The sequence below is a fragment of the Rhodococcus tibetensis genome (genome assembly GCF_024438035.1).
Lineage (GTDB): Bacteria > Actinomycetota > Actinomycetes > Mycobacteriales > Mycobacteriaceae > Rhodococcus_F > Rhodococcus_F tibetensis.
Genome location: NZ_JANFQF010000009.1, coordinates 113,605 through 138,483 on the forward strand (window position 1 = coordinate 113,605; position 24,879 = coordinate 138,483).

General features: G+C 67.3%; 24 protein-coding genes. 4 read left to right on the forward strand and 20 right to left on the reverse strand.

Annotated features, from left to right (window positions below; genetic code table 11):
• Positions 1 to 10 precede the first annotated feature (10 nt).
• From NOF53_RS12885 to dprE2, 4 genes are read right to left on the reverse strand one after another with little or no spacing between them, the layout of a single operon-like run.
• Entirely contained in the window at positions 11 to 751 is a 741-nt protein-coding gene (locus NOF53_RS12885) for a cobalt-precorrin-6A reductase (protein WP_255968807.1), read from the reverse strand.
• 2 nt (positions 752 to 753) lie between these two features.
• Entirely contained in the window at positions 754 to 1,503 is a 750-nt protein-coding gene (cobM, locus tag NOF53_RS12890) for a precorrin-4 C(11)-methyltransferase (RefSeq protein ID WP_255968810.1), read from the reverse strand.
• Positions 1,500 to 2,738, reverse strand: coding sequence for a precorrin-6y C5,15-methyltransferase (decarboxylating) subunit CbiE (gene cbiE, locus NOF53_RS12895; protein WP_255968812.1), 1,239 nt, complete (start codon positions 2,736 to 2,738; stop codon positions 1,500 to 1,502). Before cbiE ends, cobM begins: the two co-directional genes overlap by 4 nt.
• The gene (dprE2, locus tag NOF53_RS12900; RefSeq protein WP_255968814.1) at positions 2,735 to 3,511 is read right to left on the reverse strand and encodes a decaprenylphospho-beta-D-erythro-pentofuranosid-2-ulose 2-reductase; all 777 of its coding nucleotides are present in this window, start codon (positions 3,509 to 3,511) and stop codon (positions 2,735 to 2,737) included. Before dprE2 ends, cbiE begins: the two co-directional genes overlap by 4 nt.
• A gap of 30 nt (positions 3,512 to 3,541) precedes the next feature.
• Between dprE2 and NOF53_RS12905 the strand changes: the two genes are divergently transcribed.
• Positions 3,542 to 3,955 (forward strand): TIGR03618 family F420-dependent PPOX class oxidoreductase, encoded by a 414-nt coding sequence (locus NOF53_RS12905; RefSeq protein ID WP_255968816.1) that lies wholly within the window; start codon positions 3,542 to 3,544, stop codon positions 3,953 to 3,955.
• On the opposite strand, the gene NOF53_RS12910 is transcribed toward NOF53_RS12905, so the two are convergent.
• Positions 3,915 to 4,673, reverse strand: coding sequence for a polyprenol monophosphomannose synthase (locus tag NOF53_RS12910; protein WP_255968818.1), 759 nt, complete (start codon positions 4,671 to 4,673; stop codon positions 3,915 to 3,917). The two genes, NOF53_RS12905 and NOF53_RS12910, sit on opposite strands and share 41 nt — an antisense overlap.
• A 130-nt stretch (positions 4,674 to 4,803) precedes the next feature.
• Positions 4,804 to 5,943 (reverse strand): M24 family metallopeptidase, encoded by a 1,140-nt coding sequence (locus NOF53_RS12915; RefSeq protein WP_255968820.1) that lies wholly within the window; start codon positions 5,941 to 5,943, stop codon positions 4,804 to 4,806.
• Between the two features lie 36 nt (positions 5,944 to 5,979).
• Between NOF53_RS12915 and NOF53_RS12920 the strand changes: the two genes are divergently transcribed.
• The gene (locus NOF53_RS12920) at positions 5,980 to 6,936 is read left to right on the forward strand and encodes a 5'-3' exonuclease (RefSeq protein ID WP_255968822.1); all 957 of its coding nucleotides are present in this window, start codon (positions 5,980 to 5,982) and stop codon (positions 6,934 to 6,936) included.
• A 26-nt stretch (positions 6,937 to 6,962) separates the two neighbouring features.
• Here the strand turns inward: NOF53_RS12920 and NOF53_RS12925 are convergent, their stop codons facing one another.
• From NOF53_RS12925 to pafA, 8 genes are all read right to left on the reverse strand, one after another.
• Positions 6,963 to 7,646, reverse strand: a complete 684-nt coding sequence (locus tag NOF53_RS12925) for a DUF4333 domain-containing protein (protein WP_255968999.1) — start codon at positions 7,644 to 7,646, stop codon at positions 6,963 to 6,965.
• 101 nt (positions 7,647 to 7,747) lie between these two features.
• Complete coding sequence (locus NOF53_RS12930; protein ID WP_255969001.1) at positions 7,748 to 10,480, reverse strand: DEAD/DEAH box helicase; 2,733 nt, start codon at positions 10,478 to 10,480, stop codon at positions 7,748 to 7,750.
• Between the two features lie 18 nt (positions 10,481 to 10,498).
• Positions 10,499 to 11,539 (reverse strand): twin-arginine translocase subunit TatC, encoded by a 1,041-nt coding sequence (gene tatC / locus NOF53_RS12935; protein ID WP_255968824.1) that lies wholly within the window; start codon positions 11,537 to 11,539, stop codon positions 10,499 to 10,501.
• A gap of 91 nt (positions 11,540 to 11,630) precedes the next feature.
• Entirely contained in the window at positions 11,631 to 11,906 is a 276-nt protein-coding gene (tatA, locus tag NOF53_RS12940; protein WP_255968826.1) for a Sec-independent protein translocase subunit TatA, read from the reverse strand.
• Between the two features lie 175 nt (positions 11,907 to 12,081).
• Positions 12,082 to 13,143, reverse strand: a complete 1,062-nt coding sequence (locus NOF53_RS12945; RefSeq protein WP_255968828.1) for an alpha/beta fold hydrolase — start codon at positions 13,141 to 13,143, stop codon at positions 12,082 to 12,084.
• A 334-nt stretch (positions 13,144 to 13,477) separates the two neighbouring features.
• Entirely contained in the window at positions 13,478 to 14,458 is a 981-nt protein-coding gene (locus tag NOF53_RS12950; protein WP_255968830.1) for a helix-turn-helix transcriptional regulator, read from the reverse strand.
• Positions 14,455 to 15,447: a helix-turn-helix transcriptional regulator gene (locus tag NOF53_RS12955; RefSeq protein WP_255968832.1), complete on the reverse strand. Its 993-nt coding sequence runs from the start codon at positions 15,445 to 15,447 to the stop codon at positions 14,455 to 14,457. Before NOF53_RS12955 ends, NOF53_RS12950 begins: the two co-directional genes overlap by 4 nt.
• Before the next feature lie 47 nt (positions 15,448 to 15,494).
• A complete protein-coding gene (gene pafA, locus NOF53_RS12960) occupies positions 15,495 to 16,853 on the reverse strand; it encodes a Pup--protein ligase (protein ID WP_255968834.1) in 1,359 nt (452 codons plus the stop codon).
• 164 nt (positions 16,854 to 17,017) lie between these two features.
• On the opposite strand from pafA, the gene NOF53_RS12965 reads away from it, so the two are divergent.
• Positions 17,018 to 18,391, forward strand: a complete 1,374-nt coding sequence (locus NOF53_RS12965) for a bifunctional phosphatase PAP2/diacylglycerol kinase family protein (RefSeq protein ID WP_305086856.1) — start codon at positions 17,018 to 17,020, stop codon at positions 18,389 to 18,391.
• Here NOF53_RS12965 and prcA read toward each other — a convergent pair.
• From prcA to NOF53_RS12990, 5 genes are all read right to left on the reverse strand, one after another.
• Complete coding sequence (gene prcA / locus NOF53_RS12970) at positions 18,382 to 19,164, reverse strand: proteasome subunit alpha (RefSeq protein WP_255968838.1); 783 nt, start codon at positions 19,162 to 19,164, stop codon at positions 18,382 to 18,384. The genes NOF53_RS12965 and prcA overlap by 10 nt on opposite strands.
• The gene (prcB, locus tag NOF53_RS12975) at positions 19,161 to 20,048 is read right to left on the reverse strand and encodes a proteasome subunit beta (protein WP_255968840.1); all 888 of its coding nucleotides are present in this window, start codon (positions 20,046 to 20,048) and stop codon (positions 19,161 to 19,163) included. The genes prcA and prcB overlap by 4 nt, the downstream gene beginning before the upstream one ends.
• Positions 20,045 to 20,239, reverse strand: coding sequence for a ubiquitin-like protein Pup (locus NOF53_RS12980; RefSeq protein WP_005242990.1), 195 nt, complete (start codon positions 20,237 to 20,239; stop codon positions 20,045 to 20,047). Before NOF53_RS12980 ends, prcB begins: the two co-directional genes overlap by 4 nt.
• Before the next feature lie 169 nt (positions 20,240 to 20,408).
• Positions 20,409 to 21,908 carry a depupylase/deamidase Dop gene (dop, locus tag NOF53_RS12985; RefSeq protein WP_255968843.1) on the reverse strand — a complete coding sequence of 500 codons (1,500 nt, stop codon included), beginning with the start codon at positions 21,906 to 21,908 and terminating at the stop codon, positions 20,409 to 20,411.
• A gap of 36 nt (positions 21,909 to 21,944) precedes the next feature.
• Positions 21,945 to 22,322 carry a nitroreductase family deazaflavin-dependent oxidoreductase gene (locus NOF53_RS12990; RefSeq protein WP_255968845.1) on the reverse strand — a complete coding sequence of 126 codons (378 nt, stop codon included), beginning with the start codon at positions 22,320 to 22,322 and terminating at the stop codon, positions 21,945 to 21,947.
• A gap of 82 nt (positions 22,323 to 22,404) precedes the next feature.
• Between NOF53_RS12990 and NOF53_RS12995 the strand changes: the two genes are divergently transcribed.
• Entirely contained in the window at positions 22,405 to 22,989 is a 585-nt protein-coding gene (locus tag NOF53_RS12995; protein WP_255968847.1) for an NUDIX hydrolase, read from the forward strand.
• A 30-nt stretch (positions 22,990 to 23,019) separates the two neighbouring features.
• Here NOF53_RS12995 and arc read toward each other — a convergent pair whose 3' ends face one another.
• Positions 23,020 to 24,795 (reverse strand): proteasome ATPase, encoded by a 1,776-nt coding sequence (gene arc / locus NOF53_RS13000; protein WP_255968849.1) that lies wholly within the window; start codon positions 24,793 to 24,795, stop codon positions 23,020 to 23,022.
• Between the last annotated feature and the right edge of the window lie 84 nt (positions 24,796 to 24,879).

Sequence of the window (24,879 nt, forward strand, 5' to 3'; positions counted from 1 at the left end):
CTGCTCGGGTCTACCGATCGGAGCGGATCCAGTCGAGCGCTCCCGCGACATCGCCTACTGTCGCGCTCGCGCGAGGTAACGGTGGTCGGTCGATCATGACCACGGGAATTCCGAGGTCGCGCGCCGCGTGGAGTTTCGCGGCGGTCTGGTCACCACCGCTGTTCTTCGTGACGAGTACGTCGATCTGGTGCCTCTGCATGAGAGCGATTTCGGCCGACACGGTGAACGGTCCACGGGCGAGCAGCAGAGTCGAGCGCGCGGGCAGGTCGACTGCCGGTGGATCGATCGCGCGAACGAGGAACCGCAGTGCAGGAAGGTCGGCGAACGCCCCGACACCCTGCCGTCCGACGGTGAGGAAGATGCGCGCTCCGAGGTCGGGAAGAAGTGCGGCCGCGGCCGCCAGGTCCCGGGCGGGGCGCCAGTCGTCGCCCGGGGTGGGTGTCCACTCGGGCCGTCGCAACACGACCAGGGGGATCCGGCAACGCCGGGCCGCCTCGGCAGCGTTCTCGGTCATCCGTGCGGCGAATGGGTGGGTGGCATCGACAATCGCGTCGACGCGATTGTGCTGCAACCACTCCGCGAGTCCGCCTTCACCACCGAATCCGCCGATCCGCACCACACCGGCCGGGATCCGCGGATCCCGAACCCGCCCGGCGAGGGACGACACGGTGTCGATGGCCGGATCCTCGGCCAACGCTGCTGCCAGCGACCTCGCCTCCCCGGTGCCCCCGAGGATCAATATCCGCTGCACGGTCAGTGGGTGGTGCGCTCGCGGGCAGCCGAGTACAGGTAGCTGTCCGGGAACCCTTCGGCGGCAAGAACTTTGCCGACGATCACGACAGCAGTCTTGGTGACACCGGCGGTTTTCACCTGGTCCGCGATGGTGGCGAGGGTGCCGCGCAACACGATCTCGTCGGGTCGTGACGCGAAGGCGACGACGGCGGCCGGGCAGTCCGGCCCGTAGTTCTCAGTCAGTTCCAGGGCGATCTGATCGATGCGATGCGCACCGAGATGGACGACGAGGGTGGCGCCGCTGCGTCCCAGCGAACGCAGATCTTCCCCCTCCGGCATGGCGGTGGACAACGTGGACACCCGGGTCAGCACGATCGACTGAGACACGCCGGGCACCGTCAGTTCTCGCCCGAGCGAGGCCGCCGCAGCGGTGAACGCGGGAACGCCGGGCACGATGGCGTAGGCGACTCCCGCGGCGTCGAGCCTGCGCGCCTGCTCGGCGACCGCGCTGAAGATCGAGGGATCCCCCGAATGCAACCGCGCGACATCGTGACCGGCGGCGTCGGCGTCGAGCAGAAGAGCGACGATCTCGTCGAGGCTCAGCCGGGCCGTATCGATGACCCGTGCGCCTTCGGGGCATTCGGCGAGCAACTCCGCGGGGACGAGACTTCCCGCATAGAGGCACACCGGGCTGGCCGCAATGATGCGCTGTGCCCGCACGGTGACGAGATCCGCCGCTCCCGGGCCGGCCCCGATGAAGTAGACCGTCATGCTGAGTCACCTTTCGCCTGCTTCGACACCGACCACTGCGCGACCGGCAACTGCGGACGCCAGGCGGTGAATCCGCCGAGCGGTTGGCCGCGATACACCTGAAACTTACGGAGTTGCCCACCGTGCTCGGAGAACCACTGCACCAGCAGCGCCTCCGATTCCGCCGTCACGGCGTTGGCAACCAGTCGGCCGCCGTCGCGGAGCCGCGACCAGCACTCTTCGAACAGTCCGTCCTGGGTGAGCCCGCCTCCGACGAAGATCGCGTCCGGAACGCGCCCCTCCTGTTCCCTTAGGTCACCGAACGCCCCGGGCGCGGCACCGTGAACGGCAAGGGCGGGCACACCCAGTGCCGCGGCGTTCGTCTCGATCTGGGCGACGCGCTCGGGGTCACGCTCGAACGTGACCGCCCGGCACCGGGGATGGGTGCGCATCCACTCGATCGCGATCGTGCCCGACCCACCGCCCACATCCCAGAGAACTTCTCCGGGAGCAGGCGCCAGGGCACACAGCGTCAGTGCCCGGATCTCGTGCTTGGTCATCTGCCCGTCACCCGAGTACGCCGAGTCGGCGAGGCCGGGAAGCCTGGTCAGCCGCGGGCCTCCAGCGCTCGCGCGGCAGTCCACGGCTATCACGTTCAGCCGGGCGCAGGCGTCGTGGTTCCACGCCGAGGCCGTTCCGTCGACCCGGGACTCGCCGGGCCCGCCCAGCTCGCCGAGCACGCTGAGACGCGAGTCCCCGAACCCGTGTCCTTTCAGCAGTGCGGCCACCACGGCCGGGGTGTGTTCGTCGCGGCTGAGCACCAGAATCCGCGCGTGATCGTGCAGGGTTGGCAGCACCGTTTCCGGCGCCCGGTTCACCAGGCTGATCACGGGGGTGTCGTGCGCCGGCCAGCCCATCCGGGCGCAGGCGAGCGTCGCCGACGACGGATGGCTGACGACGCGCACCCGCTCCGAACCCAGCAGCTCGACCAGTGTCACCCCGATGCCGTGGAACATCGGGTCGCCACTCGCGAGTACGCACACCCTCCGGCCGGCATGCGTGGCCAACAGCCCACCGAGCGCCGGCACCAGCGGCGACGGCCACGCAACGCGCAGCGCGGTGGACTCGGGGATCAGCGCGAGTTGCCGGTCCGACCCCATGAGCACGTCGGCTTCCCGGATTTCCCGTTGCCCGCGCGGCGACAACCCGTCCCAGCCGTCCGCGCCGATACCGACCACGGCGACGACATCACTCATCGCGGCATCCGGCGCCACAGTGCCTGCGGCAGAAGCCGCATGACGAAGAACACCGGCCGCAGTCGTCCGGGCACCCACACCCGGGCCGACCCCCGCCGGAGTCCGCGGACGACGGCGTCCGCCACCTGTGCGGGTGTGCTCGACATCGGTGCCGCGGACATTCCCTCCGTCATCCGGCCGATGACGAAACCCGGCCGGACCAGCATGAGGGCGACACCGCTGCCGTGGAGCGCATCCCCGAGCCCGGACGCGAATCCGTCGAGTCCAGCTTTCGCGGACCCGTACACATAGTTGGCCCGCCGCACGCGGACCCCGGCGACAGAGGAGAACACGACGATGCGTCCCGACCCCTGGGCGCGGAGCAGGGTGGCCAGATGAGTCAGCACGTTGATCTGTGCGACGTAATCGGTGTGTACCACCGCCACGGCATGTCGTGCGTCTCGCTCGGCGCGCGCCTGATCGCCGAGAATCCCGAACGCGAGGATCGTTACCGACACGGGACCGTGCGTCGTCACGACGGACCGGAGAAGGTCCTCGTGGCTCTCGAGGTCGTCGGCGTCGAATTCCACACACTCGACCCCCGAGGCACCGGCGTCGAGCAACGCTTGCCGTTCCGCGACGAGGTCCCCGCTGCGGCGCGCCGCCAGAACGATCGTGCGGCCGGGCGCCAGCCGGGTCGCGATCTCGAGACCGATCTCGCTGCGCCCGCCCAGCACGAGTACCGCCCCGTCGGCTTCGTGCTGTCCGCTGTTCTTCTTCGATCCCAGGCTCACCGGTCCAGTGTCCTGGATTACCGTCGGGTCATGGACCGCACCCCCCAGGCACCGATTCGCCTCACCGACACAGCGCTCACCTTCCTCGGCGAATATCACCTCGGCACCCTCACCACGCTGCGCAAGAACGGCACCCCCCACGTGGTGGCCGTCGGCTTCACCTGGGATCAGGAGCACGGCATCGCGCGGGTCATCACCAACGGTTCGTCCCAGAAGGCGCTCAACGCCGAACGTGGCGGGTACGCCGCAGTGAGCCAGGTGGACGGGCCACGGTGGATGACCCTCGAGGGGCCGTCGCGGGTGCTCACCGACCCTGCGGCGGTGGCCGATGCGGTCGCGCGATACGCGGCCCGCTACCGGCAGCCCCGCGAGAATCCGACCCGGGTAGTCGTCGAGATCGCGGTCAGCCGCGTGCTCGGTTCTGCTTCGCTCCGCGGCCACTGAACCGCAGTTTCCACGGCACCAGCGCGGATTCCATCTGCACTCCCAGGCTCATCTTCGACACACCGTCGGTGCGCTCCTCGAAACGGATGGGCACCTCGGCGATACGCATGCCGCGCTGCACCGTCCGGTAGTTCATCTCGACCTGGAATGCGTAGCCGTTGCTCTGCACCCCGTGGACGTCGATCGCCCGGAGAGTGTCAGCGTGCCAGGCCTTGAACCCTGCAGTCGCATCCTTGACCCGCAGCCGCAGAATCGCGTTGACGTAGAAATTGGCCCACGCCGACAGCGCCTTGCGGTGCCACGGCCAGTCACTGGCAACCGCACCGCCGGCCACGTAGCGAGAGCCGAGCACCACCGCGGCGTCCGTCTGCGTCAGGGTCTCGACCATGCGCGGAATTGCCTCGGACGGATGCGACAGATCAGCATCCATCTGGATGACGATGTCGGCGCCCTCGTCCAGGGCTCGGGTCATGCCGGCCACGTAAGCGCGGCCCAGCCCATCCTTGACGGTGCGGTGCAGGACACCCACCGGGATGGGTGCGTCGATCGCCAGCTTCTCGGCGACGTCACCGGTGCCGTCCGGCGAGTTGTCGTCGACCACGAGGACGTGCATGTTCGGAATGTGCAACGCGGCGAGAAATTCGACGAGCTTGGGCAGGTTGTCGCGTTCGTTGTACGTCGGTACGACGACGGTTACCTTCGGGGCGACGCTTTCCATGACACCTTCGGTTGATCTGTGATCCCGACCCGCCGCCAACGGGCGGCGGCGAGTGCGGTCGCGAACAAAGGGTAGATGTTACTACCCGTGGCTGCGGACGCTGCCGCACATTCCCGTCGGCCCGGAACGATCAGCCGGGGAGCACCGTCAATCCGTGCGGCCGGGTGTTGAGGGATTCGCACCCGTCGGCGGTGACGACGACGATGTCCTCGATGCGCGCCCCCCACTGCCCGCGGAAGTAGATTCCGGGTTCCACACTGAACGCCATTCCTTCCGCCAGCTCGATCGCGTTGCCCGACACGATGTACGGCTCCTCGTGCACGGACAGCCCGATCCCGTGCCCGGTGCGGTGGACGAAGGCCTCGGCCAGGCCCTCCGCCGCCAGCAGATCCCGCGCGGCCGCGTCGACGGCCTCGGCCGTGACTCCGGGACGAACCAGGTCGACGGCCGCCGCCTGCGCCGCTTCGAGGACGGCCACCCGGGCCGCCACCACCGGGTCGGGTTCGCCCATGCTGTAGGTGCGGGTGGAGTCGGAGTTGTAGCCCGGATCCACGGGGCCTCCGATGTCGATGACCACCACGTCACCCGATTCGATCACCCGGTCCGACACCTCGTGATGGGGATCGGCGCCGTGCGGGCCCGATCCGACGATCACGAAGGCGGCCTCCGTGTGCCCCTCGTCGAGAATGGCGGCGGTGATGTCCGCGGCGACCTCAGCTTCGGTGCGGCCGACCTTCAAGAACTCGCCCATCCGGGCATGCACGCGGTCGATCGCCTGACCAGCCCTCCGGAGGGCGTCGATCTCGGTATCGTCCTTGACCATTCGCAGCTCGCGCAGCACCTCGGTTGCGAGAACGGGAAGCGCACCGAGCGCCTGCGCCGAGGGAAGCAGATGCAACGCAGGCATGGCGTCGGTGACGGCTGTTCGAGCCGGCGCCGGAAGCAGCCCGGCGACCAGGGCATACGGATCGATCCCGTCGACCCAGTCGAGGATCGTCACTCCCAGTTCCGCCGCTGCCGAGTCGGTGAGCGATGCCAACTCGAGTCGCGGCACGACCACCGACGCGGTGTCGCCGTTCGCCGGAATCACCAGGCAGGTGAGCCTTTCGAACGACTCGGCCCGGGAACCGAGCAGATACCGCAGATCGGGACCGGGTGTGATGAGCAGGCCGTCGAGTCCGGACTCGCGGGCGAGCGCGGCGGCCCGGGCGATCCGGTCGGCGTAACTGGCTGCGGGGAAGCGGGACGTGGAGGCTCCGAGGGAACTCATGGGCTCAGGTTAATGCCGTTTGGCAGTATGTGAGCCATGAGTAAGCCCCTGCTTCTCCTCGACGGTGCCAGCCTGTGGTTTCGCGCGTACTACGCGTTACCCGATTCCATCACGTCCCCGGACGGCCGACCGGTCAACGCCGTACGCGGATTCACCGACATGGTGGCCGCGTTGATCACCACCCACCGGCCCTCCCGGCTCGCCGTGTGCCTCGACCTCGATTGGCGGCCGGCGTTCCGGGTGGACGCGGTGCCCACCTACAAGGCGCACCGCGTCGCCGAGGAGAGCGGCGGGGCCGAGGAAGAAGTGCCCGACACCCTGTCCCCTCAGGTGCCCATGATTCTCGATGTCCTTGCCGCCGCGGGGATCGCAACGGCCGGCGCCGAAGGTCTCGAAGCGGACGACGTGCTCGGCACGCTCGCAGCCACCGAGACCCGCGACCCGACCATCGTGGTCAGCGGCGACCGCGACCTTCTGCAAGTGGTTGCCGAGAGCCCGGTACCGGTCCGCGTCCTGTATGTGGTGCGGGGCCTGGCCAAGGCCGAACTCATGGGTCCGGCCGAGGTGGCCGCCAAATACGGGGTGCCGGCGGACCGCGCCGGCGACGCCTACGCCGAACTGGCCCTGTTGCGTGGTGACTCCTCGGACGGATTGCCCGGGGTGAAAGGAATCGGCGAGAAGACCGCATCGAGCCTGCTCATGCAGTACGGATCGCTTGCGAATCTGCGGGCCGCCGCGCTCGATCCGGATTCGGACATGGCGAAAGGTGCGCGCGCGAAATTCGCTGCGGCGGCGGACTATCTCGACGCCGCCCTGCCGGTGGTGCGGGTGGTACGCGACGCCGACGTCGTGTTCTCCCGTGAAGACACGTTGCCCGCCGAACCGGTCGATGCGGACCGGCTCGGCGGACTGGCGGCAGAACTCGGAATCGGCAGTTCCGTTGCCCGCCTCACGACGGCGATGCAGGCGGTGGCCGCCGCTCAGGTCCCCTGAGGGCCGACCGCGGCGAGCTACCGGGTCTAGCTGGGGCGGCTCACCTCGTAAGTGCCGTTGTCGTCGGTGAAGGTGAGAGTGACCTGCTTCTTCTCTCCGTCGACGGTGAGATCGCACTCGAAGCTTCTGCCCTCCTTCACTTCCTGGTCTGCGGGGCAGGACACACCGGACACGTTCTCGGCACCGTACGACTCGGTGACGATGCGCTCGACACCCTCCTCGGCGGCCTTCTGGTCGAGAGTGTCCGTGCCGAATACGGTCAACGCGAGCGCCAATGCAACACCGACGACCACCAGCAGCACCACCACGCCGCCGATGATCCACGGCACCTTCGACTTGCCGGACGACGCCGGCGGCTGACCCCACTGCTGAGGTTGTCCGGGCGGCTGACCCCACTGCGGTTGACCGGGCGGCTGGCCCCACTGGGGCTGTCCGGGCTGCTGGCCCCACTGCGGCTGACCCGGTTGGCCGAGCTGCCCTGGTTGCGGCTGCTGGCCCCACTGGGGTTGACCGGGTTGCTGCGGTTGCTGGCCCCACTGGGGTTGGCCGGGCTGCTGCGGCTGACCGCCCGGTCCCGGCTGTCCCCACGGCTGGGCAGGTGGTTGCTGCCCGTACTGGGGTGACCCGTACTGGCCGCCGGTCTGGTCAGCGTTACCCTGACCCTGGCCCCACTGTCCGTTCGGGTCGTTCGGTCCGTAAGGCCCGCTCATCGTCGCCTCCCGCTCACGTGTCACTTGTCGTCATACCGTAGCGCCCCGCACCCGCATCCGGGTCTCGGACAGCGTGCGAATCCAACCACACCGTTCCCGGGTCACGCTGCATCCACCGCGACGACACCACGACGGATCGCGGACACCGCCCGGCCGGCGGCCTTGCTCACACCCGGGTCCGGCGATGTCGACCGGACCTGCTCGAGCAGATCGATCACCTGCCGGCACCAGCGGACGAAGTCACCCGCCGAAAGGGCACGCCCCTGATCGCCGGCGGCGATCAACGCCTCGACCAACGAATTCTCGCTCGCCCACTGGAAAATCGCGGACGCGAACCCGAGGTCGGGCTCACGGGTCGGCGGCAGTCTGTGCCGGATCTCCTCGGCTCGCAGATCCCGCCAGACTCGCACCGTTTCGTCGAGCGCGTACCGCAATGCTCCGGGTCCGCCCTGTTCGACGGTGTCGCCTTCGCGCCGCGATTCGAAGACGACGGACGAGACGACGGCGGCGAGTTCGGCGGGCCCCAGCCCCTTCCACACGCCCTGGCGCAGACATTCGGCGACGAGAAGGTCGCTCTCCGAATAGATTCGGCTCAGCCGGGCGCCGTCCTCGGTGGCCTCCGGATGCTCACCCGGGGTGACATATCCGCGCTCGGTCAGGAGCGAGAGGATGCGATCGAAGGTACGGGCCAGCGAATTGGTCGTGGCGGCCACCTTCTGCCGCATGGTCTCTGTCTCGCGGGCGAGCCGGTTGTACCGCTCACCGATCCGGCTCAACTGTTCACGGTCGGGCCAGGAGTGGCAGGGGTGCTGACGGATCGCCCGCCGCAGCCGCGCGATCTCCGCGTCGTCGGCGGCGCCCGCCTTCCTCTTCTTGCGCCGTCCCGGCACGACGATGCCGGTGCTGCGCAACGCCGAAGCCAAGTCGCGGCGCACCCGGGCGGTGTGATGGTCGACGCGGCGAGGCATCCGCATCGAGCCCAGCGACCGTGCGGGCTCGGGGAAGTCGCCGGCCGACACCCGGCCCGCCCACTTTCCCTCGGTCAGGATCAGGGGTTTCGGATCGGTCGGGTCCCGGTCCGGTTCCAGCACCACAGCCAGACCCGAATGCCTGCCCACGGGAATCGCGATCACGTCACCGCGCCGCAGCGACGTCAGGGATGCGACGGCGGCGTCCCGGCGCTCGCTGCGGCCCTGTCTTTCGAGTGCCCGTTCCCTGCTGCTCAGCTCTTCTCGCAGTCGCGCATATTCGAAGTACTCGCCGTCTTCCCCACCGAGTCGCTCCCGCAGGGTGCCCATCGCCGCCTCGTTGCGCTCGATACCCCGCGTCAGCCCGACGACGGAACGGTCGGCCTGGAACTGTGCGAACGACCTCTCCAGCAGGGCACGCGATTCGGGGGCGCCCATCCGGTCGATCAGGTTGATCGTCATGTTGTAGCCGGGGCGGAACGAACTGCGCAGGGGGAAGGTTCGGGTCGAGGCAAGGCCCGCGACATCGACCGGTTCCACCCCGGGTTGCCACAGCACCACCGCATGCCCCTCGACATCGATGCCGCGGCGGCCGGCGCGGCCGGTGAGCTGGGTGTACTCCCCCGGCGTCAGTTCGGCGTGCGCCTCCCCGTTGTACTTCACGAGCCGCTCCAAGACCACCGTGCGGGCCGGCATATTGATGCCGAGTGCCAGTGTCTCCGTAGCGAAGACCGCGCGGACCAGACCCTTGACGAACAGTTCCTCGACGGTCTGACGGAACGCGGGCAGCATGCCGGCGTGGTGCGCAGCGAGTCCCCGCTCGAGCGCCTTCCGCCACTCCCAATAGCCGAGCACTTCGAGATCCGCCTTCGGAAGATCCCCGGTGTGGGCGTCGATGATCGTGCGGATCTCGGCTACCTGCTCGGCAGTCGTGAGATCGAGCCGCGACCGCAGGCATTGCGCCAGGGCGGCGTCGCAGCCGGCCCTGCTGAAGATGAAAGTGATGGCGGGCAGCAGCCCCTCGTCGTCGAGGCGGGAAATGACCTCCGGACGCGGCAGCGGACGGAAGTCGCTGGGCACACCCCCGCGGCCGCCGCGGCGCCCCCGTTCACGCGACTCCCACGGGTCGGCCCTCTCGAGCGCCTGACGCTGCTTGACGTGACGAACCAAGTCCTGGTCGACCACCAGGTCGCGGCGCCCGTCGGTGGTGCGGGCCCGGGTGTCGAAGAGGTCGAACAGGCGGCGGCCGACCATGATGTGCTGCCACAGCGGGATCGGTCGGGTTTCGTCGACGACCACGGTGGTGTCACCGCGGACGGTTTCCATCCAGCCACCGAATTCCTCGGCGTTGCTGACCGTTGCCGAGAGGCTGACGAGCCGAACATCCTCGGACAGGTGCAGGATCACCTCCTCCCACACCGCCCCACGGAACCGATCCGCCAGGAAGTGCACCTCGTCCATCACCACATGAGAGAGACCGCGCAGCGCCGGCGAGTCGGCGTACAGCATGTTCCGTAGGACCTCGGTGGTCATGACGACCACGGGGGCATCGGGGTTGACGCTGGAATCACCGGTCAGCAACCCGACCGAATTCTTGCCGTACCTACGCACCAACTCGGCGTACTTCTGGTTGCTCAGCGCCTTGATGGGCGTGGTATAGAAGCATTTGCGCCCCGACGCGAGGGCAAGGTGCACGGCGAACTCACCGACCACCGTCTTGCCCGCGCCGGTCGGCGCACACACGAGGACACCGTGGCCGGCTTCGAGCGCCCGGCAAGCATTGATCTGGAAAGGGTCGAGCACGAAACCGAGCAGCGCCGAGAACACGTCGAGTTCGGTGCCGCCGGCTGTCTCGCCTGTTGTCACTGCCACCCCGTCAGATTGTCACAGGGTGTCGGAAAAGTCCTGACCCGGTGTGTTGGGGCCAGTCGCGGTGGTGCCTTGACCCGTGTTTCCCGCGCCCGACCTGGGTGACTTGCGGTTACGCCGGAAGCGGCCCGCGGGCTCGGGAACCGGAGTCGCCGCGACGTCGAAGGCCTCGTCCAGATCTTTCGGGGCAGCGATCGGCGAGGCTTCGTCGTCGTCCAGCGCGCCCCACTCCTGCTCGCTCCGGCGTGCCTTCCGACGGTCGTTGAGGCGGGCGACCTGCACCGCGATCTCGAACAGGACGGTCAGGGCCAGCGCGAGCGCGAGCATGGAAAACGGGTCCTGCCCCGGGGTGGCAATCGCGGCGAAGACGAACAAGCCGAAAATCAACCCGCGCCGCCATGCCTTGAGCTTGGCGTACGGCAGGATGCCGACGAAGTTGAGCGCGACGATGAGCAGTGGGATCTCGAAACTGACACCGAAGATGATCAGGAGATTGACGATGAACCCGAAGTACTCCGCACCACCGAGTGCCGTGATCTGGACGTTGTCGCCGATTGTCAGCAGGAAGTGCAGGGCCTTCGCGACCACTACGTACGCCAGCACCGCGCCGGCAACGAAGAGCAGCGCACCCGAAACCACGAAGCCGATGGCATAGCGACGTTCCTTCGCGTACAGGCCGGGCGTGATGAATGCCCACAGCTCGTACAGCCAGATCGGGCACGCCAGGACGATGCCCGCGGTGAGGGCCACCTTGAACCGCAGCATGAACTGCTCGAAGGGTCCGGTGGCGAGAAGCCGGCACGCACCGTCGCTACTGAGATCCGCCCGGCTCGAGTCGGGCAGTGAACAGTACGGCCCGCGCAGAAGCTCGCCCAGACTCTCGATCCCGAGGAGCTGATGGGAGTACCAGAAGAAGCCGACTGCGGTGGTGACGAGGATCGCCAGCACCGACAGGAGCAGTCGCGTACGCAGCTCGTAGAGGTGATCGACCAACGACATGGTGCCGTCGGGATTGGTCCTCCGCTTGCTGTGTCGCGGATCGAACGGAATACGCACTATGGGGCCCTAGTCTCGGTCAGCAGGCGAACCGGTCTTGGTCAGCAAGCAACCGGGGTGACGAGTCACCCCGGTTGACAGACCTCTCGGACTACGCCGACTTGTGCTCGGTGTGCTGCGGCTGCACCGGCGCCGGAGGCGTGACCGGCGTGGTGGTGGTATCCGCGACGGGCAGTTCGGCGGGCGCGCTCTGCTGCGCGGTGGGCGCCGGAGCGTTGTTGTCGTTCTGCATCTCCTTGACCTCGCTCTTGAAGATGCGCAGCGAGCGACCCAGTCCACGAGCTGCGTCGGGCAGCTTCTTGGAACCGAAAAGGATGACGACGACCAACGCAACGATGGCCCAGTGCCAGGGGCTCATGGCTCCCATGATGAAACCTCCAAAAAGATCAGGTGACCCCGATGCTACCGGACAGCCTCAGGACCAGCCGGGGCGAAACCGGCTAGTTACGCTGCGGTTTACCTGTCGGTTTCCTCACCGGCGGCCTCGCGGACCACCGCCGGGCACCGTCCACGTGTGTTGGCCACCGTGCCGCTCGAGTCGTTCAGCTGGACAAGAGCTTTGCCTGCAGCTCTGTGAGCTGATCACATCGGGTGGAGCGAGCGCGGCGAAGGGTGTTGTCGAGGAAGGCACGGAATGCTCTGCTTGCCCAGCCGGCCCGCCCTCTCCCTTCAGAGGCGCGGAGCAGCTCGGTGGCCGATTCTTGTTCAACGACCGAAGCGCCTGACGTTGCGGATGAGGCCAGCAGGTCGGCCACTGTCTCCGGCTTCTCTAGTGCGATGAAGTGGCCCACTCCCCGCAGCTCCGTGAAATCGGCGGCGGGGAGCAGCGCCTTGTTGGCATCCCGGTCCGACCGTCGGGACCAGTCTTTCTCCCCGTAGACGAGGTGGATCGGGGCCTTGACGTCAGAGTAGCGTGAGCGGGCCGCCATGAGGCTGGGCATGTTCTGGTACACGGCCCGGGCAACGGCCGGGTAGCCGGGGCGGCTGCCTACCTGGAGGAGCTCGTCCACGTAGTCCGCCGGTAAGGCGGTCTTGTCGACAAGCCCGCCCTGCAGGACCCGGCGGAGGATGGCCTTGGGTTCCACCCCGGCGATTACCGAGCCAACCCCCGGGGCGAGAACACCGCCGATCACCATACGAGCGAGGACGCTGGACCGGGCGATTCCGTCACGGTAGTCGTACGCGTTCACCGCGACGACGCGTCGCACCCGCTCCGGCAGGTCGGCTGCGGTGGTCAGGGCGAGCACCGCCCCCATGGACTCCCCGACCAACGTCACGTCATGGAGGTCGAGTTCAGTGAGGAGCCGTTCGACGCCCGCGCGCATCTCCGGTTCCTGGTACGACGCACCGGGGACAATCTCGGAGTAGCCCATCCCCGGGAGATCGAGGGCATACACGGTGTAGTGGTCCGAGATCAACGGGATGAGAAAGCGGAAGTGCTCGGCCTGCGTGCGCACGGTGTGCAGCAGGACCAAGGGTGCCCCGGAACCCGCTTTCAGGTAGCGCAGCGTTCCCTCCTGGCTGTGCTGGCTCCCCCGCGGGCCGATGGTGTGGCTGCTGGTCCCTGGAATGGTAATCGTGGGACGCATCTCTCTGTTTGGCATGTCGCCGACTCCTCATGTGTGAAACGCGGTTGGGTGACCCCTGCTTCGTGCTGCCTCCAGGGCCGGAAACCGATCGGTTTCCAGCAACGGTAAACCGAGCGGTTTCCGGTTGCAAGTCCAGCGGGGCACGCGGTCATGCCAGGGCCAGAGTTCCGAGGCTGTCGGTACCTCGCTGTTCAGAACAGACTCGAAGATCAGAACCAACCTGCGAGCGGGGTGGCCTACCAGGTGAAGGCAAACCAGACCGCCACCGCACGGTCTCCGCCAGTCAGCCCGGTGCGCCGACCGGTTTCGACGTCGTCCCACATCGACGACCGAGCGTGTAGGTCGATGACTATGCGTCCACGGCCTCGTACGCCGCGAGGGCCTCGACCGCCCGGCGCCGCACCTCATGCACAAGTTCCACCGGTTCGAGGACGGTGACGCCACCACCGAACCCGAGTACGAGCCGCGCCATCCACTCGAGCGCCCCGTAGCTCATGCTGGCCTCGACGGAACCGTCCGCACCGACGGTCAGCACATCCATCGGGTAGTAATCAAGCACCCACACGCACTCCGCGGTGATGTGCAGCCGGGCGTGCGGCAGGGAGGAGTCGCCACTGAACAGTTCCAGGTTGGAATCCCGCACGAGCGCCTGCGCCGGCGGCGTGGAAGGCTCCTCCAACTCGGTGGCTGCGTCAATCCGATCGAGCCGGAAAAGGCGCACCCCTTCGGCCTGGCGGCACCACGCCTGCAGGTAACTGTGGTTGTCGACCAGCACGATGCGAACCGGGTCGACCGTCCGCTCACTCACCCGATCCCGCGAGGCGGAATAGTAGGTGAGATCCAGTGCGCGGCGACGATGGAGGGCAGAGCGGACCGCCGCCGCGATGGGGTCTTCTTCCACCTCCTCAGCAGTCTCCTGGCCCGGCGACAGCTTTGCCGTGGTGCGCGCTGCGGCGGTGCCGGCGGCATCCTCGATCTTCGCGATCGCGCTGTGCGCCGCCGACGGGTCGACCATGCCGGGCATCTCGACCAGCGAACGCAGGGCAATCAGAAGCGCGGTCGCTTCGGTGGACGTCAGCCGCAGCGGACGGTCGATGCCCGCCGAGAACGTCACCTCGATGCTCTCCTCGGAGAACGAGAGGTCGATCAGGTCACCGGGGCCGTAACCCGGCAACCCGCACACCCACAACTGATTGAGGTCGGACATCAACTGGGTGGTCGTCACCCCGAGCTCGGCGGCGGCCTCGGCCGCGCTCATCCCCGGATTCGCGATGAAGTACGGCACCAGGTTGAGCAGCCGCGACAATCTCGACGACAGCCTGTTACTCACTCGGAAGCCCCCTGTCCTGCCGCGTCTCGAAGCTTCGTCAGCACGTCGTCGCGCAATTCCGGTGGGTTGAGGACCAACGCGTCCGCCCCGTGTCCGGCAACCAGTCGGGCGATCCAGTCGCGCGAACGCACCGGAATCTGCAGGACGCTACCGCCGCGCCGACCGACCTGTCGTTCCCCGGTGGTGGTGCCCAGTCGGCGCAACTCCTGAGCGCGCCCCTCGGCCACCCACACGGTAGCGGTCCCGGTGACCTCACCCGATCCGGTGACCCGGTCCACGATCTGACGAAGATCGACGTCGTCGGGCTTGTGCACCACACCGGCCGGTCCGAATGCCGTGACGTCGTCACCGATACGCGAGAGCCGGAACGTCCGCACGGCGCCGCGGTCGACATCGTGGCCGACGAGATACCAGCGACCGTGTGCGGTGACGACACCCCACGGCTCCACGGTGCGTTCGGAGTACGGCTCGTTGAGCGCCCCCCGGTGCGGAAAGTGCACGCCGCGACCGGCATCGATCGCGGCCAGCAGCTTGCCCAACGCCGGTTCCGACCCTCGTGTGCGTGCCGGGACGGCGGTGACGGGAGTGGCCGCGGAGTCCGGATCCACCTGCACCCCCGCTGCACGCAACTTCAGCAACGCGCCCTGCGCAGCCGATGTCAGTTCCGGCGACTCCCACAGCTGCACCGCCACCGCCACCGCTGCGGACTCTTCCTGGGTGAGGTCGATGTCGGGGAGTTCGTACGCGTTGCGATTGATGCGGTAACCCTCGACCGTGGAGAAGCGCGATGCCTGCCCGGTCTCGAGGGGCACGCCGAGATCACGGAGTTCGTTCTTGTCGCGTTCGAACATGCGACTGAAGGCCTCGTCGCTGGCGGAGTCGGCATACCCGGCTACGCTCTCGCGAATCTTCTCGGCGGTGAGGAACTGCCTGGTGGACAGGAGACAGATCACCAGGTTCATCAAGCGCTCGATCTTGGATGTCGGCACGCCCGGAAGCCTAGTGGGTGAGGTAGTTCCGGACTCCCGCAGCGCGGCTACATCGAGGCAATCAACCGCTCCACCCGTTCGTCGACCGACCGGAACGGATCCTTGCACAGGACGGTCCGCTGCGCCTGGTCGTTGAGCTTGAGATGCACCCAGTCCACGGTGAAGTCGCGACCGGCCTCCTGAGCTGCGGTGATGAACTCGCCGCGCAGCTTCGCACGGGTAGTTTGCGGTGGCGTGTCCACGGCAGCTTCGATCGTCTCGTCCTCGGTGATCCGCTTCACCAGGCCCTTGCGCTGGAGCAGGTCGAACACACCGCGGCCGCGTTTGATGTCGTGGTACGCCAAATCCAGTTGCGCGATCTTCGGATCGGCCAACTCGAAACCGTGACGGTCCTGGTAGCGCTGGAACAGCTTACGCTTGATCACCCAGTCGATCTCCGTGTCGACCTTCGCGAAATCCTGCGACTCCACCGCATCGAGCATCCGGCCCCACAGATCCACCACCTGCGTGACCTGTGGGTCGGGCTCACGATTCTGCAGATGCTCCACCCCGCGTGCGTGGTACTCGCGCTGTATGTCGAGGGCGCTGGCCTGCCTGCCACCGGCCAACCGCACCGGGCGACGACCGGTGACATCGTGGCTGACCTCGCGGATGGCACGGATCGGGTTGTCGAGCGCGAAATCGCGGAACGAGACCCCGGCCTCGATCATCTCCAGGACGAGAGCCGCGGTACCCACCTTCAGCATGGTGGTCGATTCCGACATGTTGGAATCACCGACGATCACGTGGAGACGACGGTACTTCTCGGCGTCCGCGTGCGGTTCATCACGCGTGTTGATGATCGGCCTCGACCGGGTGGTCGCCGAGGACACGCCCTCCCAGATGTGCTCCGCCCGCTGCGACAGGCAGAAGGTGGCCGCCTTGGGAGTCTGCAGAACTTTCCCGGCACCGCAGATCAGCTGTCGCGTCACCAGGAACGGCAACAGGACGTCGGAGATCCGGGAGAACTCCCCCGCCCGCGCCACCAGGAAGTTCTCGTGGCAGCCGTAGGAGTTGCCAGCGGAGTCGGTGTTGTTCTTGAACAGGTAGATGTCGCCGCCGATACCTTCTTCTGCGAGCCGCTGCTCCGCGTCGATGAGCAGTTCCTCGAGTACCCGCTCGCCCGCCCGGTCATGGTTGACGAGCTGGATCAGATTGTCGCACTCCGCCGTCGCGTACTCGGGGTGCGAGCCGACGTCCAGATACAAGCGGGCACCGTTCCGGAGGAACACGTTGGAACTGCGGCCCCACGACACCACCCGCCGGAACAGGTAGCGCGCAACTTCGTCGGGGCTCAGTCGCCTGTGACCATGGAAGGTGCAGGTCACACCGAACTCAGTCTCAATACCCATGATTCGTCGCTGCACACCTCGACAGTACAACGCCGACCACGCGGCGGAGCGAGAAAACGTCGGCGACACCGCACGCATACGCTGAGGTCGTGAAGCCCCCGTTACACCGGATCCACCGAGCCGACGAGATCGTGTTCGACCACAGCGCAAATCTAGGTCCGTCCGAGGCCGACCGGGTGATGCGCTTCCTGAGCCGTGCGGCCGACAAGGGGGTGCTGTGGTGGGTCACCGCGGCTGTGCTCACCGCCGTCGGCGGGCGGGCGCGGCGCGGCGGTGTCCGTGGCCTGCTGTCCCTCGCACTGGCGAGCATGCTGGCCAACGGAATTCTGAAACCGCTGTTCCCTCGGCGGCGACCCCCCGCCCGGCAATGGGCCAACGTGCTGCGGGGAGTGCGGATACCCCTGTCGTCGTCGTTCCCGTCCGGGCACGCCGCATCCGCAGCAGCCTTCACCACCGGGGTCGCTCTGGAGTCGCCCGCCACCGCGGCCGTGCTGGCGCCGATCGCGGTGGCGGTCGCCTACTCACGCGTCCACAACGGCGTGCACTGGCCGAGCGACATACTCGTCGGGCTCGCGTTCGGTGGTGTCGTGGCGTCGAGCACCCGACGCTGGTGGGCGGTTCGCTCGGAGGAACCGGCCGACCTCGGTTCGGCGGCCGATGTTCCGGCACTGCCCGGGGGCGAGGGACTGCTCGTGGTGGTCAATCCGGGGTCCGGACCCGGCGACGACGCGCCGATCGAGGAAATCGCCACCGCCCTGCCGAAGGCGCTGGTGCGCACCCTCGACACCGACCGGGACTTCGTCCAGCAACTCGACACCTGGATCGGTGAGACAAATCCGCGGGCGCTCGGGGTCTGTGGCGGCGACGGCACGGTGGTCGCGGTCGCGGCGGCAGCGGTTCGCCACAGGCTGCCGCTGGCGGTGTTCCCCGGCGGCACTCTCAACCACTTCGCCCGCGATGCCGGCGTCACCGACATCGCCGGAACCGCGAGGGCTGTCGAAGAGGGGCACGCCGTTCACGTCGACCAGGCGGTCGTCGTCACCGATGTCGCAGAGCCCGCCCCATTTCTCAACACGGCCAGCCTGGGTGGATACCCGGACGCGGTGCGACTACGGGAGAAGTGGCAGCCCCGGCTCGGAAAATGGCCTGCCGCGTGCGCCGCGATGATTCGGATCCTGTCCGCCGCTGCACCACTCCCGGTCACCATCGACGGCGAGCCGGTGCTGGTCTGGATGCTTTTCGTCGGCAACGGCCGGTACTCGCCGTCCGATCAGGTCCCGATGTCACGTCCTGCGATCACCGGCGGCATGCTCGACGTCCGATACGTGCGGGCAGACCGCCGTGCCTCACGACCCCGGCTGCTGTTCGCCGCGGCGACCGGCACCCTCGGCACCACACCGGTGTACGTCCGGTCGCTGGTGCCGAGGCTGACCGTGCAGGTCGACGGGTCACCGGTTGCTCTGGCGACCGACGGCGAAGTAGTCGCCGACGCCCGCACCTTCGAGTTCCGGACCGTGCCCGGAGCGCTTGCGATGTACCGCCCTCAGTCCTGAGAGTCGGTCGGCGTCGTCCCGTTTTCCGGGGTCGGCTCGGCGGCCGCTTCCGGCGTGGCGGCCGGCGCCTCGGGGAGCAATCCCTCGAGTGCGCTCCCGACGATCCGCCGGAACGCACGCCGGGGACGGGACTGATCGAGCACCGCCACCTCGAGAGCAGACACATCGACGTTGCGGCGTTCACTGTCACCCGCGCCGCCCCCCTGACGCAATGCGTTGACCGCGACCCCGACCGCTTCCTCGAGGCCCAGATCGGCCCGGTACGACTCACGCATCGCAGTCGCGATCGGTTCGGTCGTGCCACCCATCACGACGAAGTCCTGCTCGTCGACGATGGATCCGTCGTAGGTGATGCGGTACAACTGAGGCGCCTTGGGGCTGCCCACGCGCCCGACCTCGGCCACGCAGATTTCCACCTCGTAGGGCTTGGGCTGCTCGGTGAAAATCGTGCCGAGTGTCTGCGCGTACGCGTTGGCCAACGACCGGCCCGTCACATCGCGGCGGTCGTAGGAGTAGCCGCGCATGTCGGCGTGCACGATTCCGGCCCGCCGCAGGTTCTCGAACTCGTTGTATTTTCCGACGGCCGCGAACCCGAGCCGGTCGTACAGCTCGCTCACCTTGTGCAGGGCGGTCGACGGGTTCTCGGCGACGAACAGCACGCCGTCGTGGAACGTGAGCACCACGACGCTGCGTCCCCGGGCGATTCCCTTGCGCGCCAGCTCCGAGCGATCGCGCATGATCTGCTCGGCTGATGCGTAGTAGGGCATGGTCATCGCGCCGTCCCCCCTTCTTCGGTCCGCTCGGCGACGATGCGCCGCGCCAACTCCGACGTGGTGTCCTCTGACACGTGCACCGCTCCGGCCTGCGTGATCGTCACCGCGGTCGGGTAGATACCCCGGGTCACATCCGGTCCGCCGGTGGCGGAGTCGTCGTCAGCGGCGTCGTAGAGCGACTCGATGGCCGCGCGCAGCGCGGTCTCCTCGTCGCTGTCCGGTGTGTACAGCTTCTTCAGCGACGACTTCGCGAACAGCGAACCCGAACCGACCGCGTGGTATCCGGAACGTTCCTCGTAGCGACCGCCGACCACGTCGTAGGACACGATGCGGCCCGCCCGCGCGTCGTCGTCCGCGTCGAGATCGTATCCAACGAGGAGTGGAACCACGGCGAGGCCCTGCATCGCGGCCCCGAGGTTGCCGCGCACCATCGACGCCAGGCGATTCGCCTTGCCGTCGAACGTGAGCTGTACACCCTCGATCTTCTCGTAATGCTCGAGTTCGACGGCGAACAGCCGCACCAACTCGATCGCGATGCCGGCGGTGCCTGCGATTCCGGCGGCCGAGTACTCGTCGGTGACGTACACCTTCTCCACGTCGCGACTGGCGATCAGGTTTCCCTGCGTCGCTCGCCGGTCACCGGCGATCAGCACCCCACCCTTGTAGGTGAGGGCCACGATCGTCGTGCCGTGCGGTGCGAGATCACCGCTGTCCATCCCGTCACCACCCCGTGTCGTCGAGTGTGAACGAAGGCCGATCCGATTCTCCGGCAGCAATTCTGGTGCGTGACCACGCAGATACTCGGTGAACGAGGACAGGTTCGAGCCGAAACTGAGCCTCGTGTCACCGTCGTGTATCCGCAGTGCCGGTCGATCCGCCGTCACTGGCCGCCCTTCTGGACGTAGGCCCGGACGAAGTCCTCGGCGTTCTCCTCGAGCACGTCGTCGATCTCGTCGAGGAGGTCGTCGGTGTCCTCTGCCAGCTTCTCGCGACGTTCCTGACCTGCAGCTCCGTCACCGCCGGGGGTGTCGTCCTCATCGCCGCCACCAGTACGTTTGGTCTGCTCCTGTGCCATCGCCGCCGACCTCCTTGTGTAAAGGGAGCTCTTCTTCCGAGCGTCCTGTTCTGCCAAGCAGTCTGACTGATCATCCGCTCGGACCTTCACCCTACCGAGCGCCGACGTCCCACGTGGGCCGACGCGTCGGTGAGTTCGCGGCCCGATCCGTCCGGAACCAGCAGACTACTCAGTTCGTGAGCTCGTCGACGAGCTCTTTCGCAGTGGCCACCGACTCCAGCAACGCTCCCACGTGGGCTTTGCTACCCCGGAGCGGCTCGAGAGTCGGGATCCGGACCAGTGAGTCCCCACCCAGGTCGAAGATCACCGAATCCCAGCTCGCGGCCGCAATGTCCGCGCCGAACTTGCGCAGGCACTCGCCGCGGAAGTAGGCGCGGGTGTCGGTGGGTGGAGCATCGACGGCGTCGAGGACCTGCTGCTCGGTGACGAGTCGATCCATCGACCCACGCGAGACCAGAAGGTTGTAGAGCCCCTTGTCCAATCGCACGTCGGAGTACTGCAGGTCGATCAGGTGCAATTTGGGGGCGGCCCACCCGAGGCCCTCCCGGCTGCGCGCACCTTCCAGGAGACGCAGCTTCGCAGGCCAGTCCAGCAGGTGCGAGCACTCCATCGGATCACGCTCGAGCAGGTCGAGCACCATTGCCCACTTCTCGAGCAGATCGGTGACGCGGAGGTCGTCGTTGCCCTCGGCGGAGACGAACTTCGCGACCCGGTCGTGGTAGATCCGCTGCAGGGCAAGACCGGTCAGCTCCCGGCCGTCGGCCAGCGCCACCGTGGCCCGCAAGGTCGGGTCGTGGCTGATGTGATGCACGGCGGTGACCGGGCGCGCCAGTTGTAGGTCGGTGAGATCGACACCGGCCTCGATGAGATCGAGGACCAGGGCGGTGGTTCCGACCTTGAGGTACGTCGACATCTCGGCGAGGTTGGCGTCACCGATGATCACGTGGAGTCGGCGGTACTTGTCGGCATCGGCGTGGGGCTCGTCGCGGGTGTTGATGATCCCCCGCTTGAGCGTGGTCTCGAGACCGACCTCCACCTCGATGTAATCCGCACGCTGCGACAGCTGGAAACCGGCCTCGTCACCGGACTGGCCGATGCCCACCCGCCCGGAGCCCGTAATCACCTGACGCGACGCGAAGAATGGGGTGAGGCCGTTGATCACCGCAGAGAACGGGGTGGCCCGCGACATCAGGTAGTTCTCGTGGGTGCCGTAAGAGGCGCCCTTGCCGTCCACGTTGTTCTTGTACAGCTGCAGTCGCGGGGCACCGGGAACACTCGACGCGTGCCGGGCGGCAGCTTCCATGACCCGTTCGCCCGCCTTGTCCCAGATCACCGCATCGAGCGGGTCGGTGACCTCGGGGGCGGAATACTCCGGATGGGCGTGGTCGACGTACAGGCGCGCCCCGTTGGTAAGGATCATGTTGGCGGCGCCGACCTCGTCGGCGTCGATGACCGGTGCGGGGCCGCTGAGCCGGCCCAGGTCGAATCCGCGGGCGTCGCGCAGCGGCGACTCGACCTCGTAGTCCCAGCGGGTCCGCTTCGCCCTGGGCACCCCGGCCGCTGCCGCATAGGCAAGTACTGCCTGAGTCGAGGTCAGGATCGGATTGGCCGACGGCTCGCTGGGCGAGGAGATTCCGTACTCGACTTCGACACCGATGATCCGCTGCATGCTGCGAGCCTATGCGATCACCGGTTGCGGAGACGGTCAGGCCTGCGCGCACTCCAGGTAGCTGTCGACGGAAAGAGCCCTGAGTACCGTCCGCACCCCGGGCGGGGCCCACAGGTGGGAACTGTCTTCGACGAGCCGCGGGTCGGTGAGTGCGACGGTCTTGCCGCGCGTCTCGATGGTGCACCCACCCGCCGCGAGTACATTGCGCACCCAGTCGCTGTTCGCTCCGTAGGTCAGCGCGAACCGGTACCGGCCGTCGACGACAAACACGTTGACCGGAGTGCGGTAGAGCCGGTCGGACTTGCGACCCCGGTGCATCACCACGGCGAAGCCGGGCAGGACGGTCGCGACGTGACGCGTCACCCGATTGGTCGCGACACGGTTGAATCGAGCGACCGTGCGTGGCAACGCCATGAACCCATCCTCTTCGACGAACGCTCCCCCACCCCAACCCGACAGTACTGGGCTTCGCCGCGCTGCTGGCAGGATCGGGCGCATGGACTCCGCACCGAACACTTCACCAACGGCGCACGAAATGGTGGCAGTGTTCGACGACGCAGGCCGCGCCATCGGGTCCGCCGAACGCGCGCGTGTCTACGACGAGGGGCTGTGGCACGCGAGTGCCGGAGTGCTGGTGCGGTCGGGCGACGGAAGACGCCTCTACGTGCACCGGAGATCCGATACCAAGAGGGTGTTCGCCGGTCATCACGACTGCCTGGCGGGTGGAGTGGTCGAACCCGGCGAGACGCCCGAGCAGGCCGCGAGCCGGGAATTGGCTGAGGAACTGGGCATCACCGGTGCGGAGCTGACCCCGATCGCACAGGTGTCGTGGAACGGTCAGTGGCAGGGACTGCGACTGCGCTGCCACCTCTACGCTTACGAAACCCACTGGGACGGCCCGATCGTCCACCAGGAGAGTGAAATTGCCGCCGGCTGGTGGTGGACACCAGAAGAACTGGCCACCCACCTTCGCGACCCGGCATGGCCGTTCGCTCCCGACACCCGCGCTCTGCTCGGGAACCGCGTTGCCCCGGACGAGGATCGGCCCGGAAAACACACCGGCACGGCGGGAAACGAATGACGTTCCCGCCGTGCCGGCGTGGACAGCCCGCTACAGGTACTGGCCGGTGTTGGATTCGGTGTCGATGGCGCGGCTCGCGCTCGCGTTCTTACCGGTGACCAGTGTGCGGATGTAGACGATCCGCTCGCCCTTCTTACCGGAGATCCGGGCCCAGTCGTCCGGGTTCGTGGTGTTCGGCAGGTCCTCGTTCTCCGAGAACTCGTCGACGATCGAATCGAAGAGGTGCTGGACCCGCAGGCCCGGCGCTCCGGTGTCGAGCACCGACTTGATGGCGTACTTCTTGGCCCGGTCGACGATGTTCTGGATCATCGCGCCGGAGTTGAAGTCCTTGAAGTACAGAACCTCCTTGTCACCGTTGGCATAGGTGACCTCGAGGAAGCGGTTCTCCTCGCTCTCGGCGTACATGCGGTCGACGACCCGTTCGATCATCGCGCCAATGCAGGCCGTGCGGTCACCACCGAACTCCGCCAGATCGTCGGCGTGGACGGGCAGTGTCTCGGTCAGGTACTTGGAGAAAATGTCCTGTGCCGATTCCGCGTCGGGACGCTCGATCTTGATCTTCACGTCCAGGCGGCCCGGACGCAGGATCGCGGGGTCGATCATGTCCTCACGGTTGGACGCGCCGATCACAATGACGTTCTCGAGCCCCTCGACGCCATCGATCTCGCTGAGCAGCTGCGGGACCACGGTCGTCTCGACATCGGAGGACACACCCGATCCGCGGGTACGGAAGATCGAATCCATCTCGTCGAAGAACACGATGACGGGAGTACCCTCGGATGCCTTCTCGCGAGCCCGCTGGAAGATGAGCCGGATGTGCCGCTCTGTCTCGCCGACGAACTTGTTGAGCAGCTCGGGGCCCTTGATGTTGAGGAAGAACGACTTTGCTTCTTTGCTGTCCTGACCGCGGGCCTCGGCGATCTTCTTGGCCAGTGAGTTCGCGACGGCCTTTGCGATCAGCGTCTTACCGCAACCGGGCGGGCCGTAAAGGAGGACACCTTTGGGCGGGCGGAGCGCGTACTCGTGGAACAGGTCCTTGTGGAGGAACGGCAACTCGACCGCGTCGCGGATCTGTTCGATCTGCCGTCCGAGCCCGCCGATGTCGTCGTAGTGCACGTCCGGGACCTCTTCGAGGACGAGGTCCTCGACTTCGGCCTTCGGAATCCGCTCGAACGCGTACCCCGCCTTGGTGTCGACCAGAAGGGAATCACCGGGCCGCAACTTGCGGGTGGGTGATTCCGCATCGTAAGCGATCGACTCCCGCTCACTGTCGGCGAAGACCGCCGCGAGGGGTTCGGCGAGCCAGACGATGCGTTCTTCGTCGGCATGACCGACCACGAGGGCGCGCTGGCCGTCGTCGAGGATCTCGCGCAGGGTGCTGATCTCGCCCACACTCTCGAAGGCGCCTGCCTCGACGATGGTGAGTGCCTCGTTGAGGCGCACGGTCTGACCGAGCTTGAGGGTCTCGGACTCGACGTTCGGCGAACACGTCAACCGCATCTTGCGGCCGGAGGTGAACACGTCCACGGTCTGGTCGTCGTGGACCCCCAGGAGGACGCCGTATCCACTCGGCGGCTGGCCGAGGCGGTCGACTTCCTCGCGGAGAGCGATGAGCTGCTGGCGTGCTTCCTTGAGGGTGTCCATCAGCTTGGTGTTACGAATGGACAACGAGTCCACTCGTGATTCCATCTCACGGAGCTGTTCCGGCGACTCCGCGAGCTGCCTCCGCAATGCCGACGCCTCTGCGCGCAACGCCTCGAGCTCTCGTGCGGCCGCAACCGAATCGGGGTTCTCTGTCGAGCTCATGTGCGTCTCCTCCCAATGAAGATCTATCAACGCTACCGGCACCGCCCGAATTCTGCGCCGTGACACGGAATCTGCCGATTGCGA